Source organism: Verrucosispora sp. WMMD1129, from assembly GCF_029581255.1.
Taxonomy (GTDB): domain Bacteria; phylum Actinomycetota; class Actinomycetes; order Mycobacteriales; family Micromonosporaceae; genus Micromonospora; species Micromonospora sediminimaris.
In genome coordinates, this window is the sequence record NZ_CP120741.1 from 1,263,167 (window position 1) to 1,287,399 (window position 24,233).

28 protein-coding genes are annotated in these 24,233 nt (G+C 72.8%); 11 read left to right on the plus strand and 17 right to left on the minus strand.

Features of this window, described 5'->3' with window-relative positions; all coding sequences use genetic code 11:
* Window positions 1-42: 42 nt before the first annotated feature.
* Window positions 43-918, plus strand: coding sequence for a DUF1775 domain-containing protein (locus O7624_RS05720; protein ID WP_282239203.1), 876 nt, complete (start codon window positions 43-45; stop codon window positions 916-918).
* A gap of 23 nt (window positions 919-941) precedes the next feature.
* Here the strand turns inward: O7624_RS05720 and O7624_RS05725 are convergent, their stop codons facing one another.
* Window positions 942-1,862, minus strand: coding sequence for an ADP-ribosylglycohydrolase family protein (locus O7624_RS05725; RefSeq protein ID WP_282239204.1), 921 nt, complete (start codon window positions 1,860-1,862; stop codon window positions 942-944).
* A gap of 75 nt (window positions 1,863-1,937) precedes the next feature.
* Between O7624_RS05725 and O7624_RS05730 the strand changes: the two genes are divergently transcribed.
* On the plus strand, window positions 1,938-2,627 hold the full coding sequence (locus O7624_RS05730) for a response regulator transcription factor (RefSeq protein ID WP_093404550.1): 690 nt from the start codon (window positions 1,938-1,940) through the stop codon (window positions 2,625-2,627).
* Window positions 2,628-2,656: 29 nt separating this feature from the next.
* Window positions 2,657-4,060, plus strand: a complete 1,404-nt coding sequence (locus O7624_RS05735) for a HAMP domain-containing sensor histidine kinase (protein ID WP_170863431.1) — start codon at window positions 2,657-2,659, stop codon at window positions 4,058-4,060.
* Between the two features lie 291 nt (window positions 4,061-4,351).
* Here the strand turns inward: O7624_RS05735 and O7624_RS05740 are convergent, their stop codons facing one another.
* A complete protein-coding gene (locus O7624_RS05740; protein ID WP_282239205.1) occupies window positions 4,352-5,377 on the minus strand; it encodes an adenosine deaminase in 1,026 nt (341 codons plus the stop codon).
* Window positions 5,374-6,165, minus strand: a complete 792-nt coding sequence (locus O7624_RS05745) for a trans-aconitate 2-methyltransferase (protein ID WP_282239206.1) — start codon at window positions 6,163-6,165, stop codon at window positions 5,374-5,376. The genes O7624_RS05740 and O7624_RS05745 overlap by 4 nt, the downstream gene beginning before the upstream one ends.
* A 92-nt stretch (window positions 6,166-6,257) precedes the next feature.
* On the opposite strand from O7624_RS05745, the gene O7624_RS05750 reads away from it, so the two are divergent.
* Together O7624_RS05750 and O7624_RS05755 are read left to right on the plus strand one after the other, a co-directional pair.
* Window positions 6,258-7,241: an aldo/keto reductase gene (locus tag O7624_RS05750; RefSeq protein ID WP_282239207.1), complete on the plus strand. Its 984-nt coding sequence runs from the start codon at window positions 6,258-6,260 to the stop codon at window positions 7,239-7,241.
* 92 nt (window positions 7,242-7,333) lie between these two features.
* Window positions 7,334-7,528: a hypothetical protein gene (locus O7624_RS05755; RefSeq protein WP_093404560.1), complete on the plus strand. Its 195-nt coding sequence runs from the start codon at window positions 7,334-7,336 to the stop codon at window positions 7,526-7,528.
* Between the two features lie 106 nt (window positions 7,529-7,634).
* Here the strand turns inward: O7624_RS05755 and O7624_RS05760 are convergent, their stop codons facing one another.
* From O7624_RS05760 to O7624_RS05790, 7 genes are all read right to left on the minus strand, one after another.
* On the minus strand, window positions 7,635-7,838 hold the full coding sequence (locus O7624_RS05760; protein WP_011905669.1) for a cold-shock protein: 204 nt from the start codon (window positions 7,836-7,838) through the stop codon (window positions 7,635-7,637).
* A gap of 291 nt (window positions 7,839-8,129) precedes the next feature.
* Window positions 8,130-8,402, minus strand: a complete 273-nt coding sequence (locus O7624_RS05765) for a DUF4235 domain-containing protein (RefSeq protein ID WP_093404563.1) — start codon at window positions 8,400-8,402, stop codon at window positions 8,130-8,132.
* A complete protein-coding gene (locus O7624_RS05770) occupies window positions 8,399-8,713 on the minus strand; it encodes a DUF3618 domain-containing protein (RefSeq protein ID WP_210935191.1) in 315 nt (104 codons plus the stop codon). The genes O7624_RS05765 and O7624_RS05770 overlap by 4 nt, the downstream gene beginning before the upstream one ends.
* Entirely contained in the window at window positions 8,710-9,162 is a 453-nt protein-coding gene (locus O7624_RS05775; protein WP_210935192.1) for a phage holin family protein, read from the minus strand. The genes O7624_RS05770 and O7624_RS05775 overlap by 4 nt, the downstream gene beginning before the upstream one ends.
* A 147-nt stretch (window positions 9,163-9,309) precedes the next feature.
* Window positions 9,310-10,524, minus strand: coding sequence for a mechanosensitive ion channel domain-containing protein (locus O7624_RS05780; protein ID WP_282239208.1), 1,215 nt, complete (start codon window positions 10,522-10,524; stop codon window positions 9,310-9,312).
* A 138-nt stretch (window positions 10,525-10,662) separates the two neighbouring features.
* Window positions 10,663-11,484: a DUF1206 domain-containing protein gene (locus tag O7624_RS05785; RefSeq protein WP_282239209.1), complete on the minus strand. Its 822-nt coding sequence runs from the start codon at window positions 11,482-11,484 to the stop codon at window positions 10,663-10,665.
* A 59-nt stretch (window positions 11,485-11,543) separates the two neighbouring features.
* Entirely contained in the window at window positions 11,544-11,924 is a 381-nt protein-coding gene (locus O7624_RS05790) for a hypothetical protein (RefSeq protein WP_093404575.1), read from the minus strand.
* Window positions 11,925-11,996: 72 nt separating this feature from the next.
* Between O7624_RS05790 and O7624_RS05795 the strand changes: the two genes are divergently transcribed.
* Window positions 11,997-12,278 (plus strand): GNAT family N-acetyltransferase, encoded by a 282-nt coding sequence (locus tag O7624_RS05795; protein WP_282240554.1) that lies wholly within the window; start codon window positions 11,997-11,999, stop codon window positions 12,276-12,278.
* Here the strand turns inward: O7624_RS05795 and O7624_RS05800 are convergent.
* On the minus strand, window positions 12,262-13,782 hold the full coding sequence (locus O7624_RS05800; protein ID WP_282239210.1) for a glycoside hydrolase family 3 N-terminal domain-containing protein: 1,521 nt from the start codon (window positions 13,780-13,782) through the stop codon (window positions 12,262-12,264). The two genes, O7624_RS05795 and O7624_RS05800, sit on opposite strands and share 17 nt — an antisense overlap.
* Before the next feature lie 213 nt (window positions 13,783-13,995).
* Between O7624_RS05800 and O7624_RS05805 the strand changes: the two genes are divergently transcribed.
* From O7624_RS05805 to O7624_RS05820, 4 genes are all read left to right on the plus strand, one after another.
* Window positions 13,996-14,118 (plus strand): hypothetical protein, encoded by a 123-nt coding sequence (locus O7624_RS05805; protein ID WP_275415498.1) that lies wholly within the window; start codon window positions 13,996-13,998, stop codon window positions 14,116-14,118.
* 76 nt (window positions 14,119-14,194) lie between these two features.
* Window positions 14,195-15,145 carry a TIGR03557 family F420-dependent LLM class oxidoreductase gene (locus O7624_RS05810; protein WP_282239211.1) on the plus strand — a complete coding sequence of 317 codons (951 nt, stop codon included), beginning with the start codon at window positions 14,195-14,197 and terminating at the stop codon, window positions 15,143-15,145.
* 47 nt (window positions 15,146-15,192) lie between these two features.
* Window positions 15,193-16,824 (plus strand): RecQ family ATP-dependent DNA helicase, encoded by a 1,632-nt coding sequence (locus O7624_RS05815; protein ID WP_282239212.1) that lies wholly within the window; start codon window positions 15,193-15,195, stop codon window positions 16,822-16,824.
* A gap of 124 nt (window positions 16,825-16,948) precedes the next feature.
* Window positions 16,949-17,452, plus strand: a complete 504-nt coding sequence (locus O7624_RS05820; RefSeq protein WP_282240555.1) for a hypothetical protein — start codon at window positions 16,949-16,951, stop codon at window positions 17,450-17,452.
* Window positions 17,453-17,546: 94 nt separating this feature from the next.
* Here O7624_RS05820 and O7624_RS05825 read toward each other — a convergent pair whose 3' ends face one another.
* Complete coding sequence (locus tag O7624_RS05825) at window positions 17,547-18,311, minus strand: ABC transporter permease (protein WP_232511244.1); 765 nt, start codon at window positions 18,309-18,311, stop codon at window positions 17,547-17,549.
* Window positions 18,304-19,269, minus strand: a complete 966-nt coding sequence (locus O7624_RS05830) for an ATP-binding cassette domain-containing protein (RefSeq protein WP_282239213.1) — start codon at window positions 19,267-19,269, stop codon at window positions 18,304-18,306. Before O7624_RS05830 ends, O7624_RS05825 begins: the two co-directional genes overlap by 8 nt.
* A gap of 93 nt (window positions 19,270-19,362) precedes the next feature.
* Here O7624_RS05830 and O7624_RS05835 point away from each other — a divergent pair, with 93 nt between their 5' ends.
* Window positions 19,363-20,118, plus strand: coding sequence for a TetR/AcrR family transcriptional regulator (locus O7624_RS05835; protein WP_282239214.1), 756 nt, complete (start codon window positions 19,363-19,365; stop codon window positions 20,116-20,118).
* A 6-nt stretch (window positions 20,119-20,124) separates the two neighbouring features.
* On the opposite strand, the gene O7624_RS05840 is transcribed toward O7624_RS05835, so the two are convergent.
* Genes O7624_RS05840 through O7624_RS05855 form a run of 4 tightly spaced genes read right to left on the minus strand, consistent with a single transcriptional unit; the run spans window position 20,125 to window position 24,226 of the window.
* Window positions 20,125-21,108 (minus strand): DNA topoisomerase IB, encoded by a 984-nt coding sequence (locus O7624_RS05840; RefSeq protein WP_282239215.1) that lies wholly within the window; start codon window positions 21,106-21,108, stop codon window positions 20,125-20,127.
* Window positions 21,092-22,048 carry a glycosyltransferase family 9 protein gene (locus O7624_RS05845; RefSeq protein WP_282239216.1) on the minus strand — a complete coding sequence of 319 codons (957 nt, stop codon included), beginning with the start codon at window positions 22,046-22,048 and terminating at the stop codon, window positions 21,092-21,094. Before O7624_RS05845 ends, O7624_RS05840 begins: the two co-directional genes overlap by 17 nt.
* Entirely contained in the window at window positions 22,045-22,740 is a 696-nt protein-coding gene (locus tag O7624_RS05850) for an SDR family oxidoreductase (protein WP_282239217.1), read from the minus strand. Before O7624_RS05850 ends, O7624_RS05845 begins: the two co-directional genes overlap by 4 nt.
* 55 nt (window positions 22,741-22,795) lie before the next feature.
* Window positions 22,796-24,226 (minus strand): PfkB family carbohydrate kinase, encoded by a 1,431-nt coding sequence (locus O7624_RS05855; RefSeq protein WP_348774977.1) that lies wholly within the window; start codon window positions 24,224-24,226, stop codon window positions 22,796-22,798.
* Window positions 24,227-24,233: the final 7 nt, after the last annotated feature.

The window sequence follows — 24,233 nt, forward strand, 5'->3', positions numbered from 1 at the left end:
CCGGAGCCGGTTCCGGCCGCGTGGACACGGATGGGAACCCAGATGGCGATGACGCACGGCCACAGCCGTCGACGCCGGGGCGTGCTGGTGGCCGCCCTGGCCACGGCCGTGGTGCTGCTCTGGCCCGCCACGGCGTGGGCCGACGGGGTGACGTTCACCCCGGCCGAGGCTCAGCAGGGCAACGCGGTGAAGCTCGAATTCGTGGTGCCCGACGAACGGCCCGGTGTCCGGACCGAACGCATCGAGATCAAGATCCCGGAGAACCCGCCGATCGCCGAGGTGTACCCGCTGTCGGTCGAGGGCTGGGCACCGACGATCACCACCCGGAAGCTGGACCGGCCGGTGTCCGGCATGCACGGCCCGGCCACCGACGTGGTGACCGCCTCACTGATCTGGTCGCGGGCGAAGGACCAGGCGGGCGAGGGGCCGGCTCGGCTGGTCTTCTCGATGGCCCCGCTGCCGCAGACCGAACGGCTGACCTTCGAGCTGGTGCAGACGTACGCCGACGGCCTCCAGGTGCGCTGGGGCGGCGGCCCCGGCCAACGGCCGTTGCCGGCGCTGACGCTGCTGCCGGGCGATCCGGCCTACCCGGGTGCGCACGGTGGGCACGGCGCGGCCCCCGGCGGCGCAGCGCCCGCCGAGGCTCCGCCCACCACCACCGCCACCTCCGACGGTGGTCCGAACGCCAACAGCCTGCTCGCCGCCGGGCTGGTCGCCGGCCTCGGCGGCGGCGCGGTGGTGGGTTGGCTGATCAGCCGCCGACGGCGCGCGACGACCGAGGAGATCGACCGTTCGGTGCTCGACGAGGAGCGGCCCGGCGAGCAGCCGGCAGCCAGCGCCGAGGCGGACGACTCCGGTGCGGCGGGAACGCCCACGGGTGCCGGTTCCGAGACGGTCGAGGCGGGCGCCCGGCGGTGAACGGCGGGCGCGGCACGTCCGGGTCAGCCGACCCAGTCGGGTAGCGGCTCCCGGGCGGCCAGCCAGTCGGCGGGCACCCCGCCGTCGGTGGCGACCCCGGTGTACGCGGCGACGATCCCCCCGGTGATGGCGGCGGTGGTGTCCACGTCACCACCCGCCTCGACGCAGGCGCGTACCGCGGCCGGGTAGTCGTCCAGGTGGGTGGCGGCGACCCAGCAGGTGAAGGCGACGGTGTCCGGCGCGGTGACGCGGGACCCGTTGCCGAGCGTGTCCACCGCCTCCGGCAGCGGGCGGCCGAGCAGCCCCGCCGCCCGGCGTACCCCCCGGTGCACCTCGGTCGCCGGGTCGACCGCGGCGGCGACGCTGGCGAGCAGGCGCTCCGGGTCCGGCCGGTCGCCCTCCAGCCGGGCCCGGGCGGCTCGGGCGGCGGCCACCGCCACCGCCACGGCACCGGCGATCCCCTCCGGGTGGGCGTGGGTCACCTCGGCCGATGCCTGTGCCTGCGCGACCACCCGGCTGGTCGAGTCGGCGAAGTACGCACCCAACGGGGCGACCCGCATCGCCGCCCCGTTGCCGCAGGAGCCCTGCCCGTCGAACGCGGACGCGGCGGCGACCGGCCACGGGGTGCCGGTCCGGATCAGGCGCAGGATGCGCACCGCTCCGGGGCCGTAGCCGCGGTAGGGCTCGCAGCGTCCGGCGAAGTCGAGGGCCAGGCTGTCCCGGTCGATCCGGCCGGCCCCGGCCAACTGGGCCAGCACCGAGCAGGCCATCTCGGTGTCGTCGGTCCACTGCCAGGGCGGTGGCGGGAGCCGGTCGGCGGCCAGGTCGGCGGGGTGCCGGCCGGGTACGAAGAACTGGGATCCGAGGGCGTCGCCGACGGACAGGCCGGCGAGGCTGTCCCGGGCCAGGGCCAGGCGGGTGTCCGGATAGAGGGTGAACGTCATGGTCGCACCAGCTTGGCGGGTACCCGGGGTGGGCCGCAATGACGCCACACTTGCCGCCCCGAGTACCGTGCTTGGGTGGCCACCGTCCTCCTGGTCGAAGACGATCACGTCGTACGCGGCGCGATGCTTCGCTCCCTCACCGACCGGGGTCACGCCGTACACGCGGTGGGCACCGCTCTGGACGCGCTGCGCCGGGTTGCCGCCGAGACACCGGACCTGGTGGTGCTCGACCTCGGCCTGCCGGATCTGGACGGCTCGGACGCGTTGCGGATGCTCCGGGGCATCACCGACGTGCCGATCATCATCGCCACCGCCCGCGACGACGAGCAGTCCGTGGTCAAGCTGCTCCGGGCCGGCGCGGACGACTACATGATCAAGCCGTTCACCGGCGCGCACCTGGACGCCCGAATCACCACCGTGCTGCGCCGCGCGGGCCGGGCCAGCCGCTCCGCCCAGCCGGCCGTGCACAGCGTCGGCGGGCTGAAGGTGGACGTCGGCGAGCGCAGCGCCCACCTCGACGGTGCGGCGCTGGCGCTGACCCGCAAGGAATTCGACCTGCTGGCGTATCTCGCCGCCCGCCCTGGCCGGGTAGTGTCCCGGCGGGAGCTCTTGGAGGAGGTATGGCGGCAGCCATCGGTCGGCGAGGATCAGACCATCGACGTTCACCTGTACTGGCTACGGCGCAAAATGGGCGAGTCCGCGGCGAAGCCGCGCTACCTGCGCACCGTGCGGGGGGTGGGCTTCCGGCTGGTGGCGCCGGACTGAGAAGGGCGCTGGCCCTCTGGACGGCCGGTGTGGGCACTCTGCTGGCGCTGGCCTTCCTCGTGCCGCTCGGGCTGACCCTCGGCGGGCAGGCACGCGAGGAAGCGATCGCCGACGCGGCCCGGCGCAGCGCGCTGGTGACCGGGGCCCTGGCGATCAGCACCGACGCGAAGGTGGTCACCCGGGCGATCGAGGCCAGCGGCGGCGACCCGGCCACCCGGCCCGTCGTGCACGGGCTCGACGTGGACTCCTCCGCCGGACGGGCCGACGCGGCGCACCTGGCGCAGGCCCGGGAGCAGGGCCGATCGTTGGTCGTCGACGTCGACGGCGGAGTGTTGCGGCTGGATCCGGTGGTGCTTGGCGAGCAGACCGCCGTGGTGGAGGTCTTCGTCCCGGATGCCGCGCTCGACGCCGGTGGCGGCCGGTGGTTGCTGCTGGCCGGGGTGGCCGTCGCGTTGGTGGGTGCCGCGATGCTGGTGGTGGACCGGCTCGCCGCCCGGGCGGCCGACGCGAGCCGGGCCCTGGTCAAGGCGTCGCTCGCCATCGGCGACGGCGACCTGGGGGTACGCGTCGAGCCGCACGGCCCGCGCGAGCTGGTCCAGGCCGGCCACGCGTTCAACCGGATGGCGGAACGGTTGGTGGCGGCGCGCACCGAGGAGCGGGAACTGGTGGCGGACCTGTCCCACCGGCTGCGCACCCCGTTGACCGTGCTGCGGCTGGACGCCGAGGCGCTGGAGTCCGACGACACGAGTGTCGGCTCGTTCAGTCAGGCCGAGCTGGACTACCGGCGCGGCATCCGACGCATCCGGCAGGCGATCGTCACCCTGGAGGGTGAGATCGACGTACTGATCAAGACCACCCGTAAGGCGGTGGCGACCGAGGCCGCGCCACCGGCGATGTGCGACGTGAGCGAGGTCGTCCGGGACCGGATGGTGTTCTGGGCCGCCCTCGCCGGTGACCAGAACCGTCCGCACCGGGTCTCCGGCGCCCAGTTGCGTATTCCCGCGCCGGTCCCCCGCGCCGAGCTGGCTGCCGCCCTGGACGCCGTGATCGGCAACGTGTTCCGCTACACCCCACAGGGCACCGCGTTCGAGGTGGCGGTGTCGCGCCGCGACGGATACGTGGCCATCCGGATCGACGATGCCGGTCCCGGTATCGCCAACCCGGACCGGGCTCTGCGACGCGGCGCCAGCGACCAGGGCTCCACCGGGTTGGGGCTGGACATCGCCAAGCGGGTGGCGTTGCAGGCCAACGGCTCGGTCAGCATCGACCGGGCCCACCTGGGCGGGGCGAGTGTGGTGATGCTGCTGGCCGACCCGGAGGCGACGCCGCGCCAGGTCAGCCGGTTCGGCCTGGTGGGCCGGATGGCGCGGGAGAGCCGGGACCAGAAGGCCCGTGGACGCCGCTGGCCCCGGCAGCGCCCGACGGACGGCTGACCGTCAGGCGCTCCGGGTAGGGAGCCGATCGCCTCGGGCTGTGCGACGGCACAAGTCTTTCTTAGATCCGAATTAACCAGGTTCCGCCCGACCGGTCCGGCTGACAGGATCGCTGCGAACCGAGCAGTTCCACCGGCCTATCGCTCCCAGCGCATTCGGCCGGTGGAGCCGTGCGCGCGGCGGGAGACACGGTCCCCCCACACCTCCTCCCGCCGCGCGCCACCTGGCCGGACGCGGTCGAGCTGACCGTCGGGGGCAGCGACCCCGCACCCGCCGCAGGGTGCGGCGGCGTCAGCCGCGCCGGTTGGCGAGGTAGGTGTCGATCTCGGCGAGGATCCGCTGCCTGCCGGTCCCGTCGAGGAAGGACGCGGTCACCGCGTTACGGGCCAGCGCGGCCACCCCGTCCGGGCCGATGTCGAGCAGCCGGGCCGCGACCGCGTACTCGTCGTCCAGGGTGGTGCCGAACATCGGCGGGTCGTCGGAGTTGATGGTCACCAGCACTCCCGCGTCGACCAGCCGGCGCAGCGGGTGCTCGTCGAGGTCGGCCACGGCCCGGGTACGCACGTTCGACGTCGGGCAGACCTCCAGCGCGATCTGTTGCTCGGCCAGGTACGCGAGCAGTCGCGGATCCTGCGCGGCGGAGATGCCGTGGCCGATGCGTTCGGCGCCCAGCTCGTGCAGCGCGTCCCAGATCGTCTGCGGGCCGGTGGTCTCCCCGGCGTGCGGCACCGACCGCAGCCCGGCCGCGCGGGCCTGGTCGAAGTAGGGCTTGAACTGCGGCCTCGGCACACCGATCTCCGGGCCGCCGAGGCCGAAGCTGATCAACCCGTCGGGGCGCTCGTCGAGCGCGATCCGCAGGGTCTCCTCGGCGGCCGGCAGGCCCGCCTCGCCGGGAATGTCGAAGCACCAGCGCAGCTCAATGCCGAAGTCGGCGGCGGCCCGTTTGCGGGCGTCCTCGATCGCCTCGCAGAACGCCGGCGCCGCAATGCCGCGCCGTACGTGGGAGTAGGGCGTCACGGTCAGCTCGGCGTAGCGGACCTGCTGGCGGGCCAGTTCCCGGGCGACCTCGTGGGTGAGGATCCAGACGTCGTCCGGGTCGCGGATCAGGTCGACCACGCTGAGGTACAACTCGATGAAGTGGGCGAAGTCGCGGAAGACGAAGTATTCGGCCAGCAGTTGCGGGTCCGCCGGGACGGGGCTTCGTCCCTCGTGCCGGGCTGCCAGCTCGGCCACGATACGGGGCGAGGCGGAGCCGACGTGGTGCACGTGCAGCTCCACCTTGGGCAGTCCGGCGATGAAGGTACGCAGGTCGGTCACGAGTTCTCCTGGGCGGAACCGGTACGGGCGACGAGGAAGATCCGTCGGAACGGGAAGTACACCTGGCCGTGCCGCACCGGGTACGCCTCGGCGAGGCGTACCGCCAGCGCGGCCCGGAAGGCGGACCAGCCGGCGGCGTCCAGCGCGGCTCGGACCGGGCGCAGGGCGGTGCCCTCCAGCCAGGTCAGCACGGGGTGGGCCGAGTCGGGACCGGCCGCCAGCAGGTGCACGTAGGTAGTCTCCCAGGCGTCGACGGTGCAGCCGGCGGCGACCAGCGACTCGGCGTAGTCGGCCGGGCTGGCGACCGGCGCTTCGCGCAGCAGCGGGGTCAACGCCGCCCGCCACGGCGGTCGACCGGCGACCTCGCGCAGCGCCCGGTGCGAGGGCGCGTCGAAGTTTCCCGGCACCTGCACCGCCAGCCAGGCGCCGGCCGGCAGCTCGGTGGCCCAGCGGACGAGCAGGTCACGGTGGCCGGGGACCCACTGGAGCACCGCGTTGCTGACCACCACGTCGGTGTCCGGGGCGGGACGCCAGTCGCGGACGTCAGCCACCTGGAAGCTGACCGGAACGTCAAGCGCGGTGGCCCGCGCGATCATCTCCGGCGAGGAGTCCAGGCCGACGACCCGGCTGTCCGGCCAGCGGGCGGCGAGCACGGCGCTGAGGGTGCCGGGGCCGCAGCCCAGGTCGACCACCTGCCGGGGGCGGTCGGCGCCCACCCGGGCGAGCAGGTCGTGGAAGGGCCGGGACCGTTCGTCGCCGTAGCGCAGGTACGCCGTCGGATCCCACATGACCGCCCCACCTCTCACAAACCGTACGTCCGTCTTGTTGACCGTACGGCCCGGCCCGTGCCGGAGGCAAGCCGGGTCACTAGGCTCACCTCATGGAGCAACGCACGTTCCCCCGAATGGATCGCCAGGTCGGTGTGGTCGGGCTCGGCGCCTGGCAGCTCGGCGCCGACTGGGGCACGGTGACCGAGGACGACGCGATCGCGGTGCTGACCGCCGCGGTCGAGGCCGGGGTCACCTTCCTGGACACCGCCGACGTCTACGGCGACGGGCGCAGCGAACAGCTGATCGGACGCTTCCTGGCGGCGCACCCCGGCGCGGGGCTGACGGTGGCGACCAAGATGGGCCGACGGGTGGCGCAGACGCCCGAGGCGTACACCCTGGACAACTTCCGCCGGTGGACCGACCGGTCCCGGACCAACCTCGGCATGGACACGCTGGACCTGGTGCAGCTGCACTGCCCGCCGACGGCCGTCTTCGCCACCGACGAGGTCTTCGACGCCCTCGACACCCTGGTGGCCGAGAAGCGGATCGCCGCGTACGGCGTCAGCGTGGAGACCTGCGACGAGGCGCTCACCGCGATCGCCCGGCCCGGGGTGGCCAGCGTGCAGATCATCCTCAACGCGCTGCGCCACAAGCCGCTCGAACGCGTGCTGCCGGCCGCCTCGGCCGCCGGGGTCGGCATCATCGCCCGCGTCCCGCTGGCCAGTGGCCTGCTCTCCGGCCGGTACGACGAGCACACCACCTTCGCCGCCGACGACCACCGCAACTACAACCGGCACGGCGAGGCGTTCGACGTCGGCGAGACGTTCTCCGGGGTGGACTTCACCACCGGCCTGGCCGCCGTGCGACGGATCGCCCCGCTGGTCGGCGAGGACCGCACGATGGCCCAGTTCGCGCTGCGCTGGGTGCTCGACCAACCGGGCGTCACCGTGGTCATTCCGGGCGCCCGCGACGCCACTCAGGCCCGCGGCAACGCCGCCGTGGCCGGCCAGCCAGCACTGTCCTCTGCGGAACTTGCCGAGGTGGCGGCGGTCTACGACGACCTGATCCGACCCCAGGTGCACCACCGATGGTGAGCGGCGCGCCCGACGGCGGCCCGTCCGGCGGCCCCACCGGTGCGCCCGGCGGCGCGCAGCCAGGTGGCGGGCCACAGCAGAGGGAGACCGCGATGAACGGTTGGCTCCGACTCACACTCGGTCTGCTGGCCGTGGTCGTGGGTGCGGTGTGGACGGTGCAGGGCCTCGGTTACGTCGAGGGCAGCGTGATGACCGGCCAGCGGATCTGGGCGGTACTCGGTCCGTTGCTGATCCTTGTCGGTCTGGCCCTGCTCTGGCTCGGCGTACGCGCCCGCAACCGCCGTTGAGGCCAGCGCACCAATCATGCGGAAAGCCCCGCGTCCGTCCGGGACGCGGGGCTTCGCACTGATTCGGGACTGCCTCGCCACTGGCCGGCGGTCGCCGACCGGTGCCTCAGAGGGGGCGGACCTGCTCGGCCTGCGGACCCTTCTGGCCCTGGGCGATTTCGAACTCCACCCGCTGGTTCTCCTCCAGCGTGCGGTAGCCGCTGGTCTGGATGGCCGAGAAGTGGACGAACACGTCAGCACCCCCGCCGTCGACGGTGATGAAGCCGAAGCCCTTGTCAGCGTTGAACCACTTCACGGTTCCCTGCGCCATGTGTATCTCCTTCTAAAACTGGCGGCCGAGCACACCGTGCGGCCGGTTGGCCGTTTTTGAGCAGCGGTGCCTGAGGCGGCCCCCAATGAAGGAGACTTCTCTCAACCCACGCCATCTCTCAACAGCGTGGAACAGCTTAACCACGTACGCAAAAACTCTGCACAGCCTAACCGACGAAATTCTCCGACATGTGACCTGAGGGATGCGTGAGATCCGTCGTGGGCGGAGGCGGTGGGATAAGGCGAAAGGCCCCCTCACCGGCAACTGGTGAGAGGGCCTTGGCATGGACGTTCAGTCCGGCCAGCTACCGGTGATCCGGCGGACGCCGACCGCACCACCCCGGTCGACGGCCGCCCGGACGACCGAGAAAATGGCTCCCTGCAAGGCAGCCGCCGCCAGGATCTCCCCCCAGCGGCGGTCCTCGTCGGTCGGGTTGGGCGCCTCACCGTCACCGGCGGTCATCTTCCACACCTGGCGGAAGACCGCGCCCGCGATCGCACCGGCGGCGAAGCCCATCAGCACGCCCACCGGCTTGTAGGCGGCCCTGCCGATTCCCTTGCTCACGCACGCCTCCCTCTAATGATCATCAACACCACGGCGGCGGCGACCGCACCGGCCGCGAGCGCGATGAACGGAGCGGGCCCCTGCCGACCCGGTCCCTGCTGGTGGTGGAGACCGGCCTGGGCGCGTACCCGGGCGACGGTCACCGCAGCCTGCTCACGTACCCGCTCGCGTGCCTGGTCCGCCGAGGACTTCAGTCGCTTCTTGACGTCGGCCTTGGCGGCCAGCGCCTCCATCGTCTCGCCCAACTCGACGCGGGTGCGCCGGATCTCCTCCCGCAGCGCCTCCGTGTCACCCGTACCGTTGCCTGTCATGCCCGTCCCCTGTCCTTCACCGCAGCGCTGACCACGTCGACGTCGGCTCGCAGGCTGCGCACGGTCGCCTCGGGCACCGGCGGGACCGCGCGACTGACCCGGCGCTTGCCGATCAGCGCGAGCACTCCGGCGACCAGGAACAGGGCCACCGCCACGATCAGGGCGGCTGCCCACGCCGGCAGCACCAGGGCCAGCAGGAGGATCGCGGCGGTCACCAGTGCCCCCAGACCGAAGAAGGCGAGGGCGCCACCGCCGGCGAACAGCCCGGCACCGATGCCGGCCTGCTTACCCTTCTCGGTCAGCTCGGCGCGGGCCAGTGCGAGTTCGTCCCGAACCAGGCGCGAGACCTGCTCGGTCGCCCGCTGAACCAGTTCGGCGGTGGACGGCTCCGTCCCGTTGTGGGACATGCGCCCGTTGTGGGACGTACGGGCATTCGCCACGTCAGCCATGCTGTCCCCCTCTCGTCATCACCGCGCTGTATGCCCGGAGTCGCCGCTCGTCAATCCTGTTCCCGAAAAAGGGGGCAGAAGCGTCGGGCAGCACGTCCCCGCCGAACGCCGCGCCAAACCTCCACATCCGAGTGGATAACGAGGTGGTCAGCGGCGAGGTTCGGCGGGCTCCCGAGGTTCGGCGGGCTCGTCCGGGCCGACGAAGGCCTCGTTGCGGGCGTGGCCGTCGTCGCTGCCACCGAAGAGCCGGGCGTCGTCGGGCATCTCGGCCTCGGCCCGTCGCCGCGTCGCGTGGCGCGGCTGGATCCACTGCCACGCCAGGTCGCTCGCGCCGTCGCCAACCTCCGTACGCAGGCGGGGCATCGCGGTGGGACGGTGATCGCGTACCCACGCCACCAGCTGCTCCCGCACGAGGCAGCGCAGGTCCCACAGCGCGCCCGCGTTGGCGGCACTCACCAGCGCGCGAACCTTGATCGTCCCGCCGGTCGCGTCGGTGACCTGGAGGACACAGACCCGGCCGTCCCACAGCTCGGTGCTCTCGACCAGCCGGCGTAGCTCCTCCCGCATGGCCTGCACCGGGATCGACCAGTCGACCTCGAACTCGGCGGTGCCCAGGACCTTCGCCTCGGTACGGGTCCAGTTCTGGAACGGCTTGCTGGTGAAGTAGGAGGTGGGCAGGATCAACCGCCGGTCGTCCCAGATCTGCACCACCACGTAGCTGAGGGTCAACTCCTCGATCCGACCCCACTCCCCCTCGATCACCACCACGTCGTCGAGGCGTACCGCGTCGCTGAAGGCGAGTTGCAGGCCGGCGAAGACGTTGCCCAGCAGGCTCTGCGCGGCCAGGGCGGCGACGACACCGACCACACCGGCGCTGGTCAACACACCGGCACCGATCCCCCGCACGGCGGGGAAGGTCATCAGCATCACGCCGAGGGTGATGACGACGATCACCACGATGGTCACCCGACGCAGCATCACCACCTGGGTGCGTACCCGCCGGGCGTGCCGGTTGTCCGGCACGTCCACCCGGAACCGGGCGAGCGCGGTGTCCTCCACCACCACCAGCAGCGAGGCGACCAGCCAGGCCGCGGTGGCGATGACGGCGAGCACCAGCAGGTGCAGCAGTGCCTGACGCCAGCCGGTGCCGATCGCGTACCCGGTGCTGAACCGGACGGCGAACTGCACGGCGAGCACCGTGGTGGCGACCTGGAACGAGCGGTGCGCGTGCTGGGTCAACTCGGTCAGCAGCAGTGACTTGCGGCCCCAGCGACGGGTGAGGCGGTGCACCACCTCGACCACGGCAAGAGCGATCGCCGCCGCGGCGAGCGCGGCGACGACCGTCACGAGGTAGCTGTGCACGTGTTGCTTCTCCTTCCGGCCCGACGACGATCCCCGGTGGTGGTGTCCGGCGTGCGGGCAATCAAGATCCGGCAAAGGGGCAATGGTGCCCTGGATTGCCGGCCCCGGCCACCGCGGGGGCGGCCGGGGAGGAGAAGGTCATACCTTGCGGTAGCGGGACTGGAGGAAGCAGTAGACGCCGAAGGCGGCGATACCCAGCGCGATGAGGATGAGCAGGATGGTGCCGAACGACTGGTCACGCAGGGTCCGAAGCGCGGCGTCCAGACCGCGGGCCTTCTCCGGGTCGTAGTTCACCGCGGCCAGTATGACCAGCAGGCCGGTGACGCCGAAGGCGACACCCCGGGAGGCGTAGCCGGCCATGCCGAGCCGACGGGCGAGCTGCCGGGTCTTGGCGTTCATCTCGCCGGTCTTCAACCGCTTCATGAACTTCTTCTTGAGGCCGTAGATCGTCATGCCGACACCAATGCCCGCGAGGACGAGGCCGGCGAGGCCGACCAACCACCGGCCGCCGGTGGACTCCATCATCCGGGCGGTCAGGTCCTCCTGCTGGGAGGCGCTGTCGGAGTTGGCGTTGGAGAAGACCCGCCAGGCGGTCCAGGCCAGCCAGAGGTAGATGACGGTGCGGGCGGCGGAGATGATCCGCTCCTTGAGCCGGTCGTTGCCCCGCTCGGTGTGGTGCCCGACGGCCGCCTCCAGGGCCTGCCAGATCGCCATGGCGAGCATGCCCACGGCGATGGCGATGACCAGGAACTGACCCATGGGTTGCGCGGCGAGGGTACGCAGCGCGCCGGACTGGTCGCCGTCGTCGGACGAATTGCCGAACGCGATCTGCAGCGCCAGCCAGCCGAACAGCAGGTGCACGATCCCGTAGCCGATGAAACCGGCCCGGGCGAGGAGTTCCAGCCACCGGCTGTCGGCCGTGCGGGCGGCGGTGGCTTCGGCGTTCCGGGTAAGAGGCATGGCGCCTCAATCTCCGAACGCGAAGATTTCCAAACGTGCTGGCCGCCGCCCGGACGCCATCAGCCGCCGTTACGGGCGATGCGGACCTTCACCTCGCTGTCGGTGACGCTGTCCAGGGTGACCGCGAGACCACCGACGTCGGCCGCCTGCTGGCCGACCGTCAGGGAGAGCTGCTCGCCGCCCACCTCGATGGTGACCACGTCGTCCTGTGCCTCGACCAGACGGGCCTCGACGCCGAGGATGTTGGCCCGGGCGTCCACGCCCCGGTCGAAGGTAACCGTGCAGGCGTCCAGCCCGCAGTCGGTGCTGGCGCCCTCGGAGCTGCACCCGGCCAGCAGGGCCGCGCCGAGCGCGAGACCGGCCAGCAGGCCGGCGAGTCGGGTGGGGGTGCCACGGCGGGGGGTGAGCGGGGGCTTGCCGGCGGGGGATCGGTTCGTCACGCCGTCAAGCGTACGAGACCCCGGCGAACCGACCAGCCGGTCCGACCGGCGATGGACAATGCAGGGGTGAGCATGCTGGTCGAGGACAATCCCGCCAAACACCGCTACGAGATCCTGGTCGACGACGCGCTCGCCGGCTTCACCGCGTACCTGCCCCGCGAACAGGTGCTGATCTTCACGCACACCGAGGTCGACTCGGCCTTTCAGAACATGGGCGTCGGTTCGGCGTTGATGCGGGGCACCCTGGACCAGGTCCGCGCGCAGGGGCAGCGGGTGGTGCCCCGCTGCCCGTTCATGGCCGCCTTCATCGAACGCCACCCGGAGTACGCCGACCTGGTCACCAGCCCGGACTGACGGCGCCGCCGGCGAGCAACTCGGCCGCGGCCCGACCGGCCGCCCGGGTGGCGCCGTGGGTGGCGACGTGCACCGCGCCGGTGACCAGCGCGGGCACCCCGAGTTCGACGACCACCGCGTCGGGGCGGACGGCCAACGCCCGGTCGACCGCGTCCCGCATCCAGGCGTGCCGGTGCAGGTCGCGCACCACCAGCACCAGCGGCCGGCCGGTGGCGTCGGCGGCCAGGTCGGCCGGCACCGAGTTCTCGACGTACCGGACGCTCGTGGTGCCCGGCACGAGAGCGGCCAGCGGCGCCGCCACCCCCCAGGGGGTCTCCGACCCGATCGCGATGTTGTGCGGCGGCTGGAACTCGACCACGTGCGACGGGCCGGTCAGCGGCAACGAGGTGGCCGAGGCCCCGCACCTGGTGATCCGGACGGCCAGCCGGGCCGCCGCCAGCCCGACCGTCGAGCCGGCCGTGGCGACCGGCGTCCCGGAACGGCCGGCACGCGCCGCCACCGTCCAGGCAGCGAGTTGGCCGACCCGCTTGGCCGCCTCGGCCAGCCGCTCCTCGGGCAGCTCACCGGCGACCACCGCGTCGACGATCGCGTCGCGCAGGTGCCGGGCCGTCTCCTCGTCGGCGTGCTCGCCGCCCACACAGATCGCGTCCGCCCCGGCGGCCAGGGCACGCACCGCCGCACCGGCGAAACCGTAGCGGTCGGCCACCGCGCCCATCTCCACCGCGTCGGTCACCACGACTCCGTCGAAGCCCATCTCCTCGCGCAGCAGGCCACCCAGGATGCGGTCGCTCAGCGTCGCCGGCAGGTCGGCATCCAGGGCGGGCACCAGCAGGTGCCCGGTCATCACGGCCTGGACGCCCGCCGCCACGGCAGCCCGGAACGGGGCCAGTTCCACCGCGTGCAGCCGGGCCCGGTCGGCGTCGATGCGAGGCAGGTCGTGATGGGAGTCGACGCGGGTGTCACCGTGGCCGGGAAAGTGCTTCGCGCAGGCGGCGACGCCACCGGACTGCAGGCCGCGTACCCAGGCGGTGGTGTGCCGGGCGACAAGCGACGGATCCGCGCCGAACGAGCGGACACCGATCACCGGGTTGTCCGGGTTGGAGTTGACGTCGACGTCCGGCGCGTAGTTCAGGGTGATCCCGGCGGCGGCCAGTTCCACGCCGAGGTCGCGGGCCACCTGCTCGGTCAGCGCCGGGTCGTCCACCGCGCCGAGCGCCAGGTTGCCCGGGCGGGAGCTGCCCCGGCCGGACTCGATCCGGGTCACGTCACCCGCTTCCTCGTCGATGGCGACGATCACGTCCGGCCGTTCCGCGCGCAGCGCCGCGGTCAGCTCGGCGACCTGCCCGGGATCGACGACGTTACGGCTGAACAGCACCACCGAGCCGAGCCCGTCGCCGAGCCAGCGGCAGATCCAGGCAGGTGGGACGGTGCCGACGAAACCGGGTTGCAGGACCGCGGCCGCCAGGGCCGCCAGGTTTGCGTTGCGCTCAACTCGATCGCTCATGACGGCACTCCGCTTCGCTGCGTGCCGCCATGAGGCACCACCGCGCTGAGTTGATGATTCGCTCGCTGCCGCTCGCTCATTCGGCGCTGTACCCCCGCGTGTTCCGCCGTGGACTCCCGCCGGCCGGCGGTGCAGACATGGTCACACCGCGCCACTCAATAGTCAATAAACCTTACAGTTGCCTTGGGAGCGCTACACCGCGACAGTGCGGGTATGGACCCCGTGCTACTGGCCGACGCGACGAGCCCGGCCGACGTCCCCGGCGTACGCCTGCTCGGCCTGGTGGTCGGCGGCCTGCTGCTGCTCCTCGCCATCCGCGCGATGTTCCGCCGCTGACCGCCCGTCAGGTGTGACCGGCGGCGGCCCGGGTACCGCCTGCCCCACAGGCATCAGCGGGGCCGAAGGGGCGAAAATGAAGATCGGATACTTCCTGTCCACCGAGGAGTACGCGCCGGCCGAACTGCTCGACCAGGCCCGGGCCGCCGAGCGGGCCGGCTTCGAGGCGCTGTGGATCTCCGATCACTACCACCCCTGGATCGACGCCCAGGGGCAGAGCCCCTTCGTCTGGTCGATGCTCGGCGCGCTGAGCCAGGTCTGCCGGCTGCCGGTCACCACCGCCGTCACCTGCCCGACCGTACGCATCCACCCGGCGGTGCTCGCCCAGGCCGCGGCGACCAGCGCGGTGCTGCACTCCGGCCGGTTCGTCCTCGGGGTGGGCTCCGGGGAGGCACTCAACGAGCACATCCTCGGCGACCACTGGCCGCAGGCCAGCGTCCGGCTGGAGATGCTGGAGGAGGCGGTCGAGGTGATGCGCAAGCTGTGGCGCGGCGGCTTCGTCAACCACCACGGCCGGCACTACCAGGTGGAGCACGCCCGGATCTACACGCTACCCGAGACTCCCCCGCCGATCTACGTCTCCGCGTTCGGTCCGAAGGCGGTGGACCTGGCCGCGCGGATCGGCGACGGGTTCGTCAACACCATGCCCGACGCCGACCTGGTGCGCCGGTTCCGGGACAACGGCGGCGGCGACAAGCCCTGCCAGGCAGGTTTCAAGGCCGCGTACGCGTCGACGGTCGAGGAGGGTATGCGGCTGGCGTACGAGCGCTGGCCGACCGAGGCGATCCCCGGTGAGCTGCTCCAGGTCCTGCCCTCGCCCCGGCACTTCGAGCAGGCCGCCACGCTCGTGGATCCGGAGGCGATGCGCGACGCGTTCGTCTGCGGCAACGACGCCGACGCCCACCTGGCGAAGATCGACGCGTACGCGAAGGCGGGTTTCGACGAGGTCTACGTCGCCAACACCGGGCCGAACTGGCCGGGGCTGCTCGACCTGTACCAGCGCGAGGTACTTCCCCGGGCACGCTGATCAACTCGGGTTTCGGCGCGGAGGCTCCCGGGTACCTGCGGCCTTCGATGAAGCTGACCACGCACTCGATGTCGTTGCGCCGCGCCGCGCGCAGCCTGTTCGGTTGGACCGCCCTGCGGCCCAACCAGTTGGCCGCGATGCGGGCCGTGATGCGCCGCCGCGACGCCCTGGTGGTGCTGCCCACCGGCGCCGGCAAGTCGGCGATCTACCAGATCCCGGCCAGCCTGATCCCCGGCCCGACCGTGGTGATCTCACCACTGCTGGCACTCCAGCAGGACCAGATCGCCGCGCTCAACGAGCGGCAGCGACCGGAACTGCGAGCGGTCCGGATCAGCTCGGACGAGACCGCGGCCCAGCAGGCCGAGGCGATCGCCGAGATCCGCGACGGGCGGGCCGAGTTTCTCTTCATCACTCCGGAACAGTTGGCCAACCCCGATCGGCTGGCCGAGGTCCGGGACCTCAAGCCGGCGCTGGTAGCGATCGACGAGGCGCACTGCATCTCCGCCTGGGGCCACGACTTCCGCCCGGACTACCTGGCCCTCGGGCAGCTCATCGAGGGCATCGGCCGGCCACCGGTGGTCGCGCTGACCGCCACCGCCTCCCCACCGGTACGCGACGACATCGTCGACCGGCTGCGGCTGCGCAAGCCCGAGATCGTGGTGTCCGGGCTGGACCGGCCCAACCTCTTCTTCGAGGTGGCGCACTGCCCCACCGAGGACTACCGGTGGCGGCGGCTGATCGCCCTGCTACGCGACGACAAGCGGCCCGGCATCATCTATGTGCCCACCCGTCGCGCCGCCGAGGAACTGTCCGCCCGGCTGACCGACGCGGGCTATCCCGCGCAGTACTACCACGGCGGGATGCCGGCCAACGCCCGTGCCCGGCTGCACGAGGCGTTCCTCGCCGACCAGGTGCCGATCATGGTGGCTACCTCGGCGTTCGGCATGGGCATCGACAAGCCGAACATCGCCTGGGTGGTGCACATGGCGCTGCCCGACTCGCCGGACAGCTACTTCCAGGAGATCGGTCGGGCCGGTCGCGACGGCGAGCCGGCCCGGGTCCTGTTGCTCTGGCAGGCCGAGGACGTCGGGCTGCAACGTTTCTTCAGCGGTGGCCTGCCCGACGCCACCGAGCTGCGCGATCTGGCCGCGTTGCTGCGCAAGGAGCCGACCACCCGCAAGGAGCTGCGCGAGGTGACGGGGCTCGGCCCGCGCAAGCTCGGGCAGTACCTCGCCCTGCTCGAACAGGTCGGTGCCGCCCAGCAGGCGGCGGGACAGCGCGTCGGCGCACCCCGTTACGCCCCCACTCCGGTCGACGCGGCGGCGGCCGCGGTGGCCGAGGCGGAACGGCAGCAGAGCCTGACCCGTTCGCGTACCGACATGATGCGCGCCTTCGCCGAGACCAGCGCCTGCCGGGGACAGACATTGCTTGCCTACTTCGGCGAGCAGATGACCGAGATCTGCGGGCACTGCGACAACTGCCACGCCGGCACCAGCGTGCCCGACGACGGCTCGGTGGGCCCGTTCCCGGTACACAGCCAGGTGCGGCACGCCGAGTGGGGCTCCGGCCTGGTGCTCAGCTACGAGGAGGATCGGATGACGGTCCTGTTCGACGAGGTCGGGTACAAGACGTTGTCGGTGAGCGTGGTGTCCGAACAGAGTCTGCTCACCCTGGACTAACCTGATCCGGCCGCTGCCGGTGGCCGGGGCTGTCGGGCCCGGCCGGATCGGGCGGAAAGACCAGACCGGCCGCCACCGGCGGTACGGCTGACGAGACGTGAACGACGAGCGGGAGGGGCGGGTCGTGATCGAAGAGCCGGCGTACACCGGTTTCGGTTTCTCCGACGAGGAGTGGGGGCTGCTGGTCGGCCTGCCACAGTCGGTGCTCACCGCGGCGAGCGCCGCCGAGTCCGACGGCACCAAGGCGACGATGGCCGAGGGGGCCGCCGGTCTGGAGACCATCTCCGGCGGGCGGGAGTCGGCCAGTCCGCTGGTGGCCGCCGTGGCCGGCGAGATCGTCACCCGGGTCGGCGACCCGGAGGCCGGCGAGGAACTGCCGGTCATCGAGCCACCGGACCCGCGCGGCTACGCCGAGGACGTGCTGGGCCGGGCCAAGGAGGCGTCGGCGCTGCTGGCGGCCAAGGTGGACGAGGGCGAGGCGGGCGCGTACCGGCACTGGCTGGTGGAGATCGCCGAGCAGGTCGTCGGCGCGGCCAGCACCGGCGGCGTGCTCGGCCTCGGCGGCACCGAGGTCAGCCCCTCCGAGCGCCGCTTCCGCGACCGCCTCTCCCAGGTCCTCAACGACTGAACCCGGGGGCAGCTCAACGGGATGCGGCATCTCGGGCCTTCCCCGGTTCGGGTAACCCCGAGATGCCGCATCCCGCGACCGCCGGCAGTGCGGGTCAGGCCACCCGGCGGGGGAACAGTAGGGCGGAGAGGAGCATGGCGAGGGCTAGCAGGCCGAGGCACCAGGCCGCCGCCTGGGTCGGTGCCGTACCGACCGGGGTGTCCAGCAGGAGGCCGCGCAGCGACTCGATGACCGGGGTGACCGGTTGGTGCTCGGCGAAGCCACGCAGCCAGCTGGGCATGGTCTCGACCGGTACGAAGGCGCTGCTCGGATAGGGCAGGAACATCACCAGGAAGGTGTAGCCGTTGGCCGCCTCCGGGGTCCGGGCCAGCAGGCCGAACGCCGCCGAGAGCCACGACACCGCCAGCAGGAACAGCAGCAGCACCCCGGCGGCGGCCAGCCAGCGCAGCGGCGCGACGGCTGGCCGGAACCCGATGGCCACAGCCACCCCCAGCACCAGCACCGTGGAGACCGCGTTGCGGGCCACGCTCGCCACCACGTGCCCGGCGAGGATGGAGGTGGCGCCCACGTCCATCGTGCGGAGCCGCTCGATCATGCCGTTGGTCAGGTCGGTGGTGACACTGACCGCCGTGCCGGCCGCCCCGAAGCCGGCACAGAGCAGCAGCACCCCGGGCACCACATAGGTCACGTACGCCGAACCGGTCTCGATCGCCCCGCCGAAGAGGTAGACGAAGAGCAGCATCAGGATCACCGGCAGCAGCAGCGAGGTGAGCAGCGCGTCGATGTTGCGCCGGGACAGCCGGACGCAGCGGCCGATCATCACGGCGGCGTGCATCGGCCGGACGGTCAGCTCAGACACGGGCCACCTCCCGCTCGGGGCTCGCCGGACGGCCGGTGAGCGTGAAGAAGACGTCATCGAGGGTCGCCTCCCGGACGGTGAACCGGACCACCCCGTGCCGGTCCGGATCGACCTCGTCGAGCAGGCCACGTACCTGGGGTGCGGTGCCGTCGGTGGCCACGGACAACGCCAGCCGGGCCGGATCGCGGTGGGTCACCCGGTCACCCAACCGCCGCGCCGCGGCGGCAAGGCCGGCGGCGTCGCGCCAGGTCAGCTCCAAGCGTTGGGCACCGAACCGGCGTTTGAGGTCGATCGCCGTCCCCTCGGCGACGAGCCCACCGTCGTGCAGCACCATGATCCGGTCAGCGAGCCGGTCGGCCTCCTCCAGGTACTGCGTGGTGAGCAACACCGTCACCCCGGCACCGGCCAGCTCGCCGATCACCTCCCACAGCCCCTGCCGGCTACGCGGGTCGAGGCCGGTGGTGGGCTCGTCCAGGAAGATCACCGACGGGGCGCCGACCAGACTGGCCGCCAGGTCGAGGCGGCGCCGCATCCCGCCGGAGTAGGTCACCACCCGCCGCCCGGCGGCGTCGGCCAGGTCGAAGCGGTCCAGCAGCGCCGCGGCGCGGGCGCGGGCCGCCGGTGCCCGCAGCCCGGCGAGCCGGGCCAGCATGGTCAGGTTCTCCACGCCGGTCTGCCCGTCGTCGAGCGCCGCGTGCTGGCCGGCGAGGCTGATAGCCCGGCGCACCCGCCGCCGCTGACGCACCACGTCGTGGCCGGCCACCCGGGCGGTACCCGAATCCGGCCGGGTCAGCGTCGCCAGGATCCGCACCGTGGTGGTCTTGCCGGCCCCGTTCTGCCCCAGCAGGGCGTGCACTCCGCCGGTGGGCACCCGCAGGGTCAGCCCGTCGAGCACGACGTGGTCCCCGAAGGACTTGCGCAGATCGACCAGCTCGACCGCCGGCGGTCCATTCGCCATGATCACCCTCCCTAATCTGCGTATGGCATACGCTTATCTGCGTAGACCATACGCAAAAGATATGCTGGCGGTCAACGCCGGCCTGGAGGTGGAGTGAACGGAGACGTCGAGCTGCCCGAGAACGTCGCGCTCGCCTGGGGGCTGCGCGACCGCCCGAGCCGTGGTCCGAAACGCAGCCTCAGCCTCGACCAGGTGGTTGCCGCCGGGATCCAGATCGCCCAGGCCGAAGGGCTGACGGCGGTGTCGATGAGCCGAGTGGCCAACGAACTCGGCGTGGCGACGATGTCGCTGTACCGGTACGTGCCGACCAAACACGATCTGCTCGACCTCATGGTGGACACCGCGTTCGGCCCGCCGCCGCACCCCCGTGGCGCTGATGAAGGCTGGCGGCCGGCCCTGGCCCGATGGGGTGAGGGCAACGTCGCCGCACTGCGCCGCCAGCCCTGGATGCGGCACGTGCCGATCAGTGGTCCACCGATCAACCCCAACCAGGTGCGCTGGCTGGAGTACGGGCTCGTCGCACTGCGCGGCACCGGGCTACGCGCCAGTGAGCGGATCTCCACGATCATGCTGGTCAGCGGGTACGCCCGCAGCTGGGCCACGCTCACCGCCGACATCGCCGAGGCCGCCGCCCGGACCGCGCAGACCCCGGAGGAGGTGGGCCTGCGCTACTGGCAGCACCTCGCCGTGCTCACCGCGCCCGGCCCGTACCCGGCGATCCACGAGCTGCTGGGCGAGGGCGAGGAGTACGACGACGACACCGACCTCGAATGGCGGTTCGGACTGGACCGGATCCTCGACGGGGTGGCGGCGATGATCGATGCCCGCGCTGCCGCCTCGTCGCAATGACGGCGGTCAGGACCGCGCCAGCAGGTTCAGCACCGCCCGCTCGGCCTGCTCCGGCGAGGTCCCCTCGGTCACCGGAGCGACCACACCGTCGTGGAACAGATCCACCACCCTCGGGTCCACGTACGAGGCGCGGGCCACCGTCGGAGTGTTGCCGAGCAGCTCCGCCACCTGTCGCATCACCGCCGCCACCGCCCGGCGTCGAGCGGTGACCGACCGGGCGGAGGTCACCGCGGCCAGCTCCGTCGCCGCCCGTACCGTCGCGTGCCAGGTGCGGAAATCCTTCGCGGTCATCTCACCGCCGCTGGCCTCGCGGAGGTAGTCGTTGACCTCGTCGGCCCGTACGTCCCGCCACTGCCGGCCGTCCCAGTAACCGAACAGCCGGTCGGCCGCCCGCCGCCGCCGGCGCAGATCGGTGAGCACCCGGCACAACTGCGGGTCGGAGATCAGCCGTACCTGCTCGATGCCCCCCTTGGCCGGGAACTCGAACAGCACACAACCCCGGCGCAGCCGGGCGTGTTCGGGGCGCAGGGTCGCCACCCCGAACGTGGGATCCTCGCCCGCCGCGTACTGGTCGCTGCCGACCCGGAAAGTGCCCATGTCGAGCAGCCGGGTCACCGTCGCCAGCACCCGCTCGCGGCGCAGCCCCCGTACCGCCAGGTCGTGGCCGACCCGCTCACGCAGCAGCGGCAGCCGGCCGGCCACCTCCAACACGTGGTCGAACTTCGCCTCGTCCTGCCGCTGTCGCCACAGCGGGTGGTAGAGGTACTGCTTACGTCCGGCCGCGTCGATACCGATGGCCTGGATGTGCCCGTTCGGGTACGGCGAGATCCACACGTCCCGCCAGGCCGGTGGGATGACCAGGGCACGCAGCCGGGTCAACTCGTCGGGATCGCGTACCGGCTCGCCGCGCGGGTCCAGGAACGACCAGCCGTTGCCCCGTCGGCGTCGCCGGTACCCCGGCCGACCCGGATCGCTACGCCGCAACCGCACGGTCCACCCGCACCGCCCGCTCCACCTCGTCGACGGCGGCCAGCACCTCGTCCACGCCGAGGGCGACCATCGTGGGATGGTCACCTACCCCGTCCCACGCCGGCCATGCCCGCGCGCCGGCCCAGAGCGCCAGGTGTCGTCGGCGCTCCGGCGGTGGCCCCCAACGGGTCGGCGAAACCGGGCCGAACAGCACCACCGACGGGGTGCGGTAGCCGGTGGCCAGGTGCGCCACTCCGGTGTCCCCGCTGACCACCAGGCGCGCCCCGGCGACCAGAGCGGCGAGTTGGGCCAGGTCCGTGCGGCCGGCCAGCACCGCAGCGGCAGGCAACCCGGCCTGGTACGCGATGTCAGCCACCACGGCCCGCTCCGCGGCGCTGCCGGTCAACACCACCCGGTGCCCCCGTCCGGTCAGCTCCCGGGCCAGGGTCGCGTACCGGCCGGCCGGCCAACGCTTGGCCGGCTCCTTCGAACCGGGGTGCAGCACCGTGACCCCGCCGGCCGCCCCGCTCGACGGCGGGCGGCGCAGGTCCAGGTCGGCCGGGTCGGCCGGAATCCCGTACCCCCACAGCAGCCGGCACCAGCGCGACACCTCGTGCTCGTCGTCGTCCCACTCCGGCCCGTCGACGTGCGGTGCCTCGGCGTTGGCGAAGGCGAACATCCGGCCAGGTCGGACGGCGGCCAGCAGCCGGTGCGACCGTGGGCCCCGGCCGTGCAGGTTGACCGCCACCTCCACCCGCCCGGCGGGCTGGTCCAGCCGGTCCAGGTCGGCGGCGGTGGGCAGCACCCGGTCCACCCCGCCGACCAGCTCGACCAGCGGACCCAGCCAGGCCGGCGCGGCGAGCACCAACTGCTGGTCCGGGTAGGCCGCCCGCAACGCCCGCAACGCCGGGACCGCCGTGGCGAGATCACCGACGCCGAGGGCGCGCAGCGCCAGGATCACGGGTACGACGTCTCCTGGTCGGCGCAGACGACCATCTCGCGGATCGCGCAGCCGGCCGGCTGGGACAGGGCGAACATGATCGCGGCGGCGGTGTCGGCCGGATCGTTGAGGATCGCGTCCGCTCCCGGCCGGTACTGCGGGTCGCGCTCGTCGAAGAAGGCCGTCCGCATCCCGCCCGGGACGAGCAGCGTGACACCGACCGTGCCGGCCAGTTCGGCGGCGAGCGCCCGGGTGAAGCCGACCACCCCGAACTTCGCCGCGCAGTACGCCGTCGCGTCGCTTACCGCCTTGATGCCGAGGGTGGAGGCCACCGTCACGACGGTGCCCCGGGACTCCGTCAGGAACGGCAGCGCGGCCCGGATCACCGCGGCGGTCGCCAGCAGGTCGACTGCCACGATCCGGTCCCAGGTCTCGCCGGGCACGTCGGCGAGCCGACCGGGTACGTCGATGCCGGCGGCGGTGACCACCGCGTCCAGCCCGCCCACGCGTTCGGCCAACTCGCGGGTGGCCGCCTCGGCACGGCGGGTGTCGGCCAGGTCGCACTCCGCCCAGGGCACCCCGTCGGCCGGCGCCTGCCGGTCCAGCACCAGCGGCTGACCACCGGCGGCAGCCACCGCCGCCACCACGGCCGCGCCCAGTCCGCTGGAGCCGCCGGTGACCAGCACCGTCCGCCCGGAAGCCGGCGCGCTCACCGGGCAAACCTCGTTCGCGACTGCGGGGCTCGCAACACCGGCTCACTCCTCACGCTCACCGGACGACCTCCGTCCGGGTGACCGTCGCGGCGATCATCTCGGTGGTGGAGCGCCCGTCCAGGTAGGGCACCACCACCGTGTGACCGCCCCACCGGCGCAGGATCTCCGCCTCCGGCAGGCCGTCGCCGTCACCGCCGCCGGTGGCGTAGTCCCCGCCCTTGACCCAGACGTCCGGGCGCAACCAGGACAACGCCGCTTCCGGTGTCGGCTCGTCGAAGATCATGACCGCGTCGACACAGCTCAGCGCGGCCAGCAGGCGACTTCGGTCGTCCTGGCGCATCACCGGCCGGTCCGGCCCCTTGAGCCCGGCGACGCTGGCATCGGAGTTGAGGCACACGATCAGGCAGTCGCCGAGCTGCCGGGCGGCCTGCAACGTCGCCACGTGGCCGGCGTGCAGCAGATCGAAACAGCCACCGGTGGCGACGACCGTGCCTCCGGCGGCGCGGACCCGGGCGACCGCGGCGGCGGACGCGGCCACCCCGACCCGGTCGCCGGCCACCGCGGCGTGCACCGCCTGCGGGGCACGCCGCACCGGCGCCGGCAACGCCGCAGCCACCCCACCGTCCGCCACGTACGCCGATGCCTCCGCCACCGCCGCCTGCACCGCCTCGGAGACCAGCGCGCCACGGGCCAGGGCGAGACAGGCGGCGACGGCGAACCGGTCGCCCGCGCCGCAGGTGTCCCCCTCGGCGGCGACCGGGGCGGGCACCATCAGCGGGGTCGACCCGGCGTGGCTGAGCAGCGCGCCGTCGGCACCGAGGGTCACCGCCACCGCCCCCGCCCGCCACCGCTGCCGCAGCCGCTGCGCACCCTCGGCGGCGGTGGCCAGCCGGGTGGCACCGACCGGCGCCTCCATCAGCTCCCGCACCTCCGCCTCGTTCGGGGTGACCAGGTTCGCCCCGGGTACCGCGGCGGGCCCGCGGGGGTGCGGATCCCACACCAGCGGGGCGCGGATCGAGGCCAGGGCCGCGCGCAGCGCCGGCTGCCGTGCCACTGCGCGGCCGTAGTCGCTGACCAGCACCACCGATGCCCGGTCCAGAACGCGCAGCACCGCCTCGCCCGGCTCGCCCAGCTCCCCCACCCCGCCGCCCCGGTCATGGCGCAGCAGCACCCGGCCCCCGGACCGCAACCGGATCTTCTCCGGGGTCGCGCCGGCCAGTCGCAGCGGATACACCTGCACCCCGGCGGCGGCGAGCAGCACGCTCAGCCGGGCCCCACCGGCGTCGTCGGCCAACGCGGTCACCAGCACCACCTCGGCACCCTGTGCGGCGGCGAAGACGGCGGAGAGCCCGGCGCCGCCGGGCCGGTCCACGTGCGCGATCTCGTCGAGCACGGGCACCGGCGAGTCCGGACAGAGCCGGTTGACCACACCCTCGACGTCCCGGTCGAGCAGGGTGTCGCCGACCACCACCACGGGTCCCGTCACGCTTGCC

Bases quoted from the DNA above. Each gene is read 5' to 3' on its own strand.
- O7624_RS05720 (WP_282239203.1), top strand. From the start codon at position 43: ATGGCGATGACGCACGGCCACAGCCGTCGACGCCGGGGCGTGCTGGTG.
- O7624_RS05725 (WP_282239204.1), bottom strand. From the start codon at position 1,862: ATGACGTTCACCCTCTATCCGGACACCCGCCTGGCCCTGGCCCGGGAC.
- O7624_RS05745 (WP_282239206.1), bottom strand. From the start codon at position 6,165: ATGTGGGATCCGACGGCGTACCTGCGCTACGGCGACGAACGGTCCCGG.
- O7624_RS05750 (WP_282239207.1), top strand. From the start codon at position 6,258: ATGGAGCAACGCACGTTCCCCCGAATGGATCGCCAGGTCGGTGTGGTC.
- O7624_RS05755 (WP_093404560.1), top strand. From the start codon at position 7,334: ATGAACGGTTGGCTCCGACTCACACTCGGTCTGCTGGCCGTGGTCGTG.
- O7624_RS05760 (WP_011905669.1), bottom strand. From the start codon at position 7,838: ATGGCGCAGGGAACCGTGAAGTGGTTCAACGCTGACAAGGGCTTCGGC.
- O7624_RS05770 (WP_210935191.1), bottom strand. From the start codon at position 8,713: ATGACAGGCAACGGTACGGGTGACACGGAGGCGCTGCGGGAGGAGATC.
- O7624_RS05775 (WP_210935192.1), bottom strand. From the start codon at position 9,162: ATGGCTGACGTGGCGAATGCCCGTACGTCCCACAACGGGCGCATGTCC.
- O7624_RS05785 (WP_282239209.1), bottom strand. From the start codon at position 11,484: ATGCCTCTTACCCGGAACGCCGAAGCCACCGCCGCCCGCACGGCCGAC.
- O7624_RS05795 (WP_282240554.1), top strand. From the start codon at position 11,997: ATGCTGGTCGAGGACAATCCCGCCAAACACCGCTACGAGATCCTGGTC.
- O7624_RS05800 (WP_282239210.1), bottom strand. From the start codon at position 13,782: ATGAGCGATCGAGTTGAGCGCAACGCAAACCTGGCGGCCCTGGCGGCC.
- O7624_RS05805 (WP_275415498.1), top strand. From the start codon at position 13,996: ATGGACCCCGTGCTACTGGCCGACGCGACGAGCCCGGCCGACGTCCCC.
- O7624_RS05810 (WP_282239211.1), top strand. From the start codon at position 14,195: ATGAAGATCGGATACTTCCTGTCCACCGAGGAGTACGCGCCGGCCGAA.
- O7624_RS05815 (WP_282239212.1), top strand. From the start codon at position 15,193: ATGAAGCTGACCACGCACTCGATGTCGTTGCGCCGCGCCGCGCGCAGC.
- O7624_RS05830 (WP_282239213.1), bottom strand. From the start codon at position 19,269: ATGGCGAATGGACCGCCGGCGGTCGAGCTGGTCGATCTGCGCAAGTCC.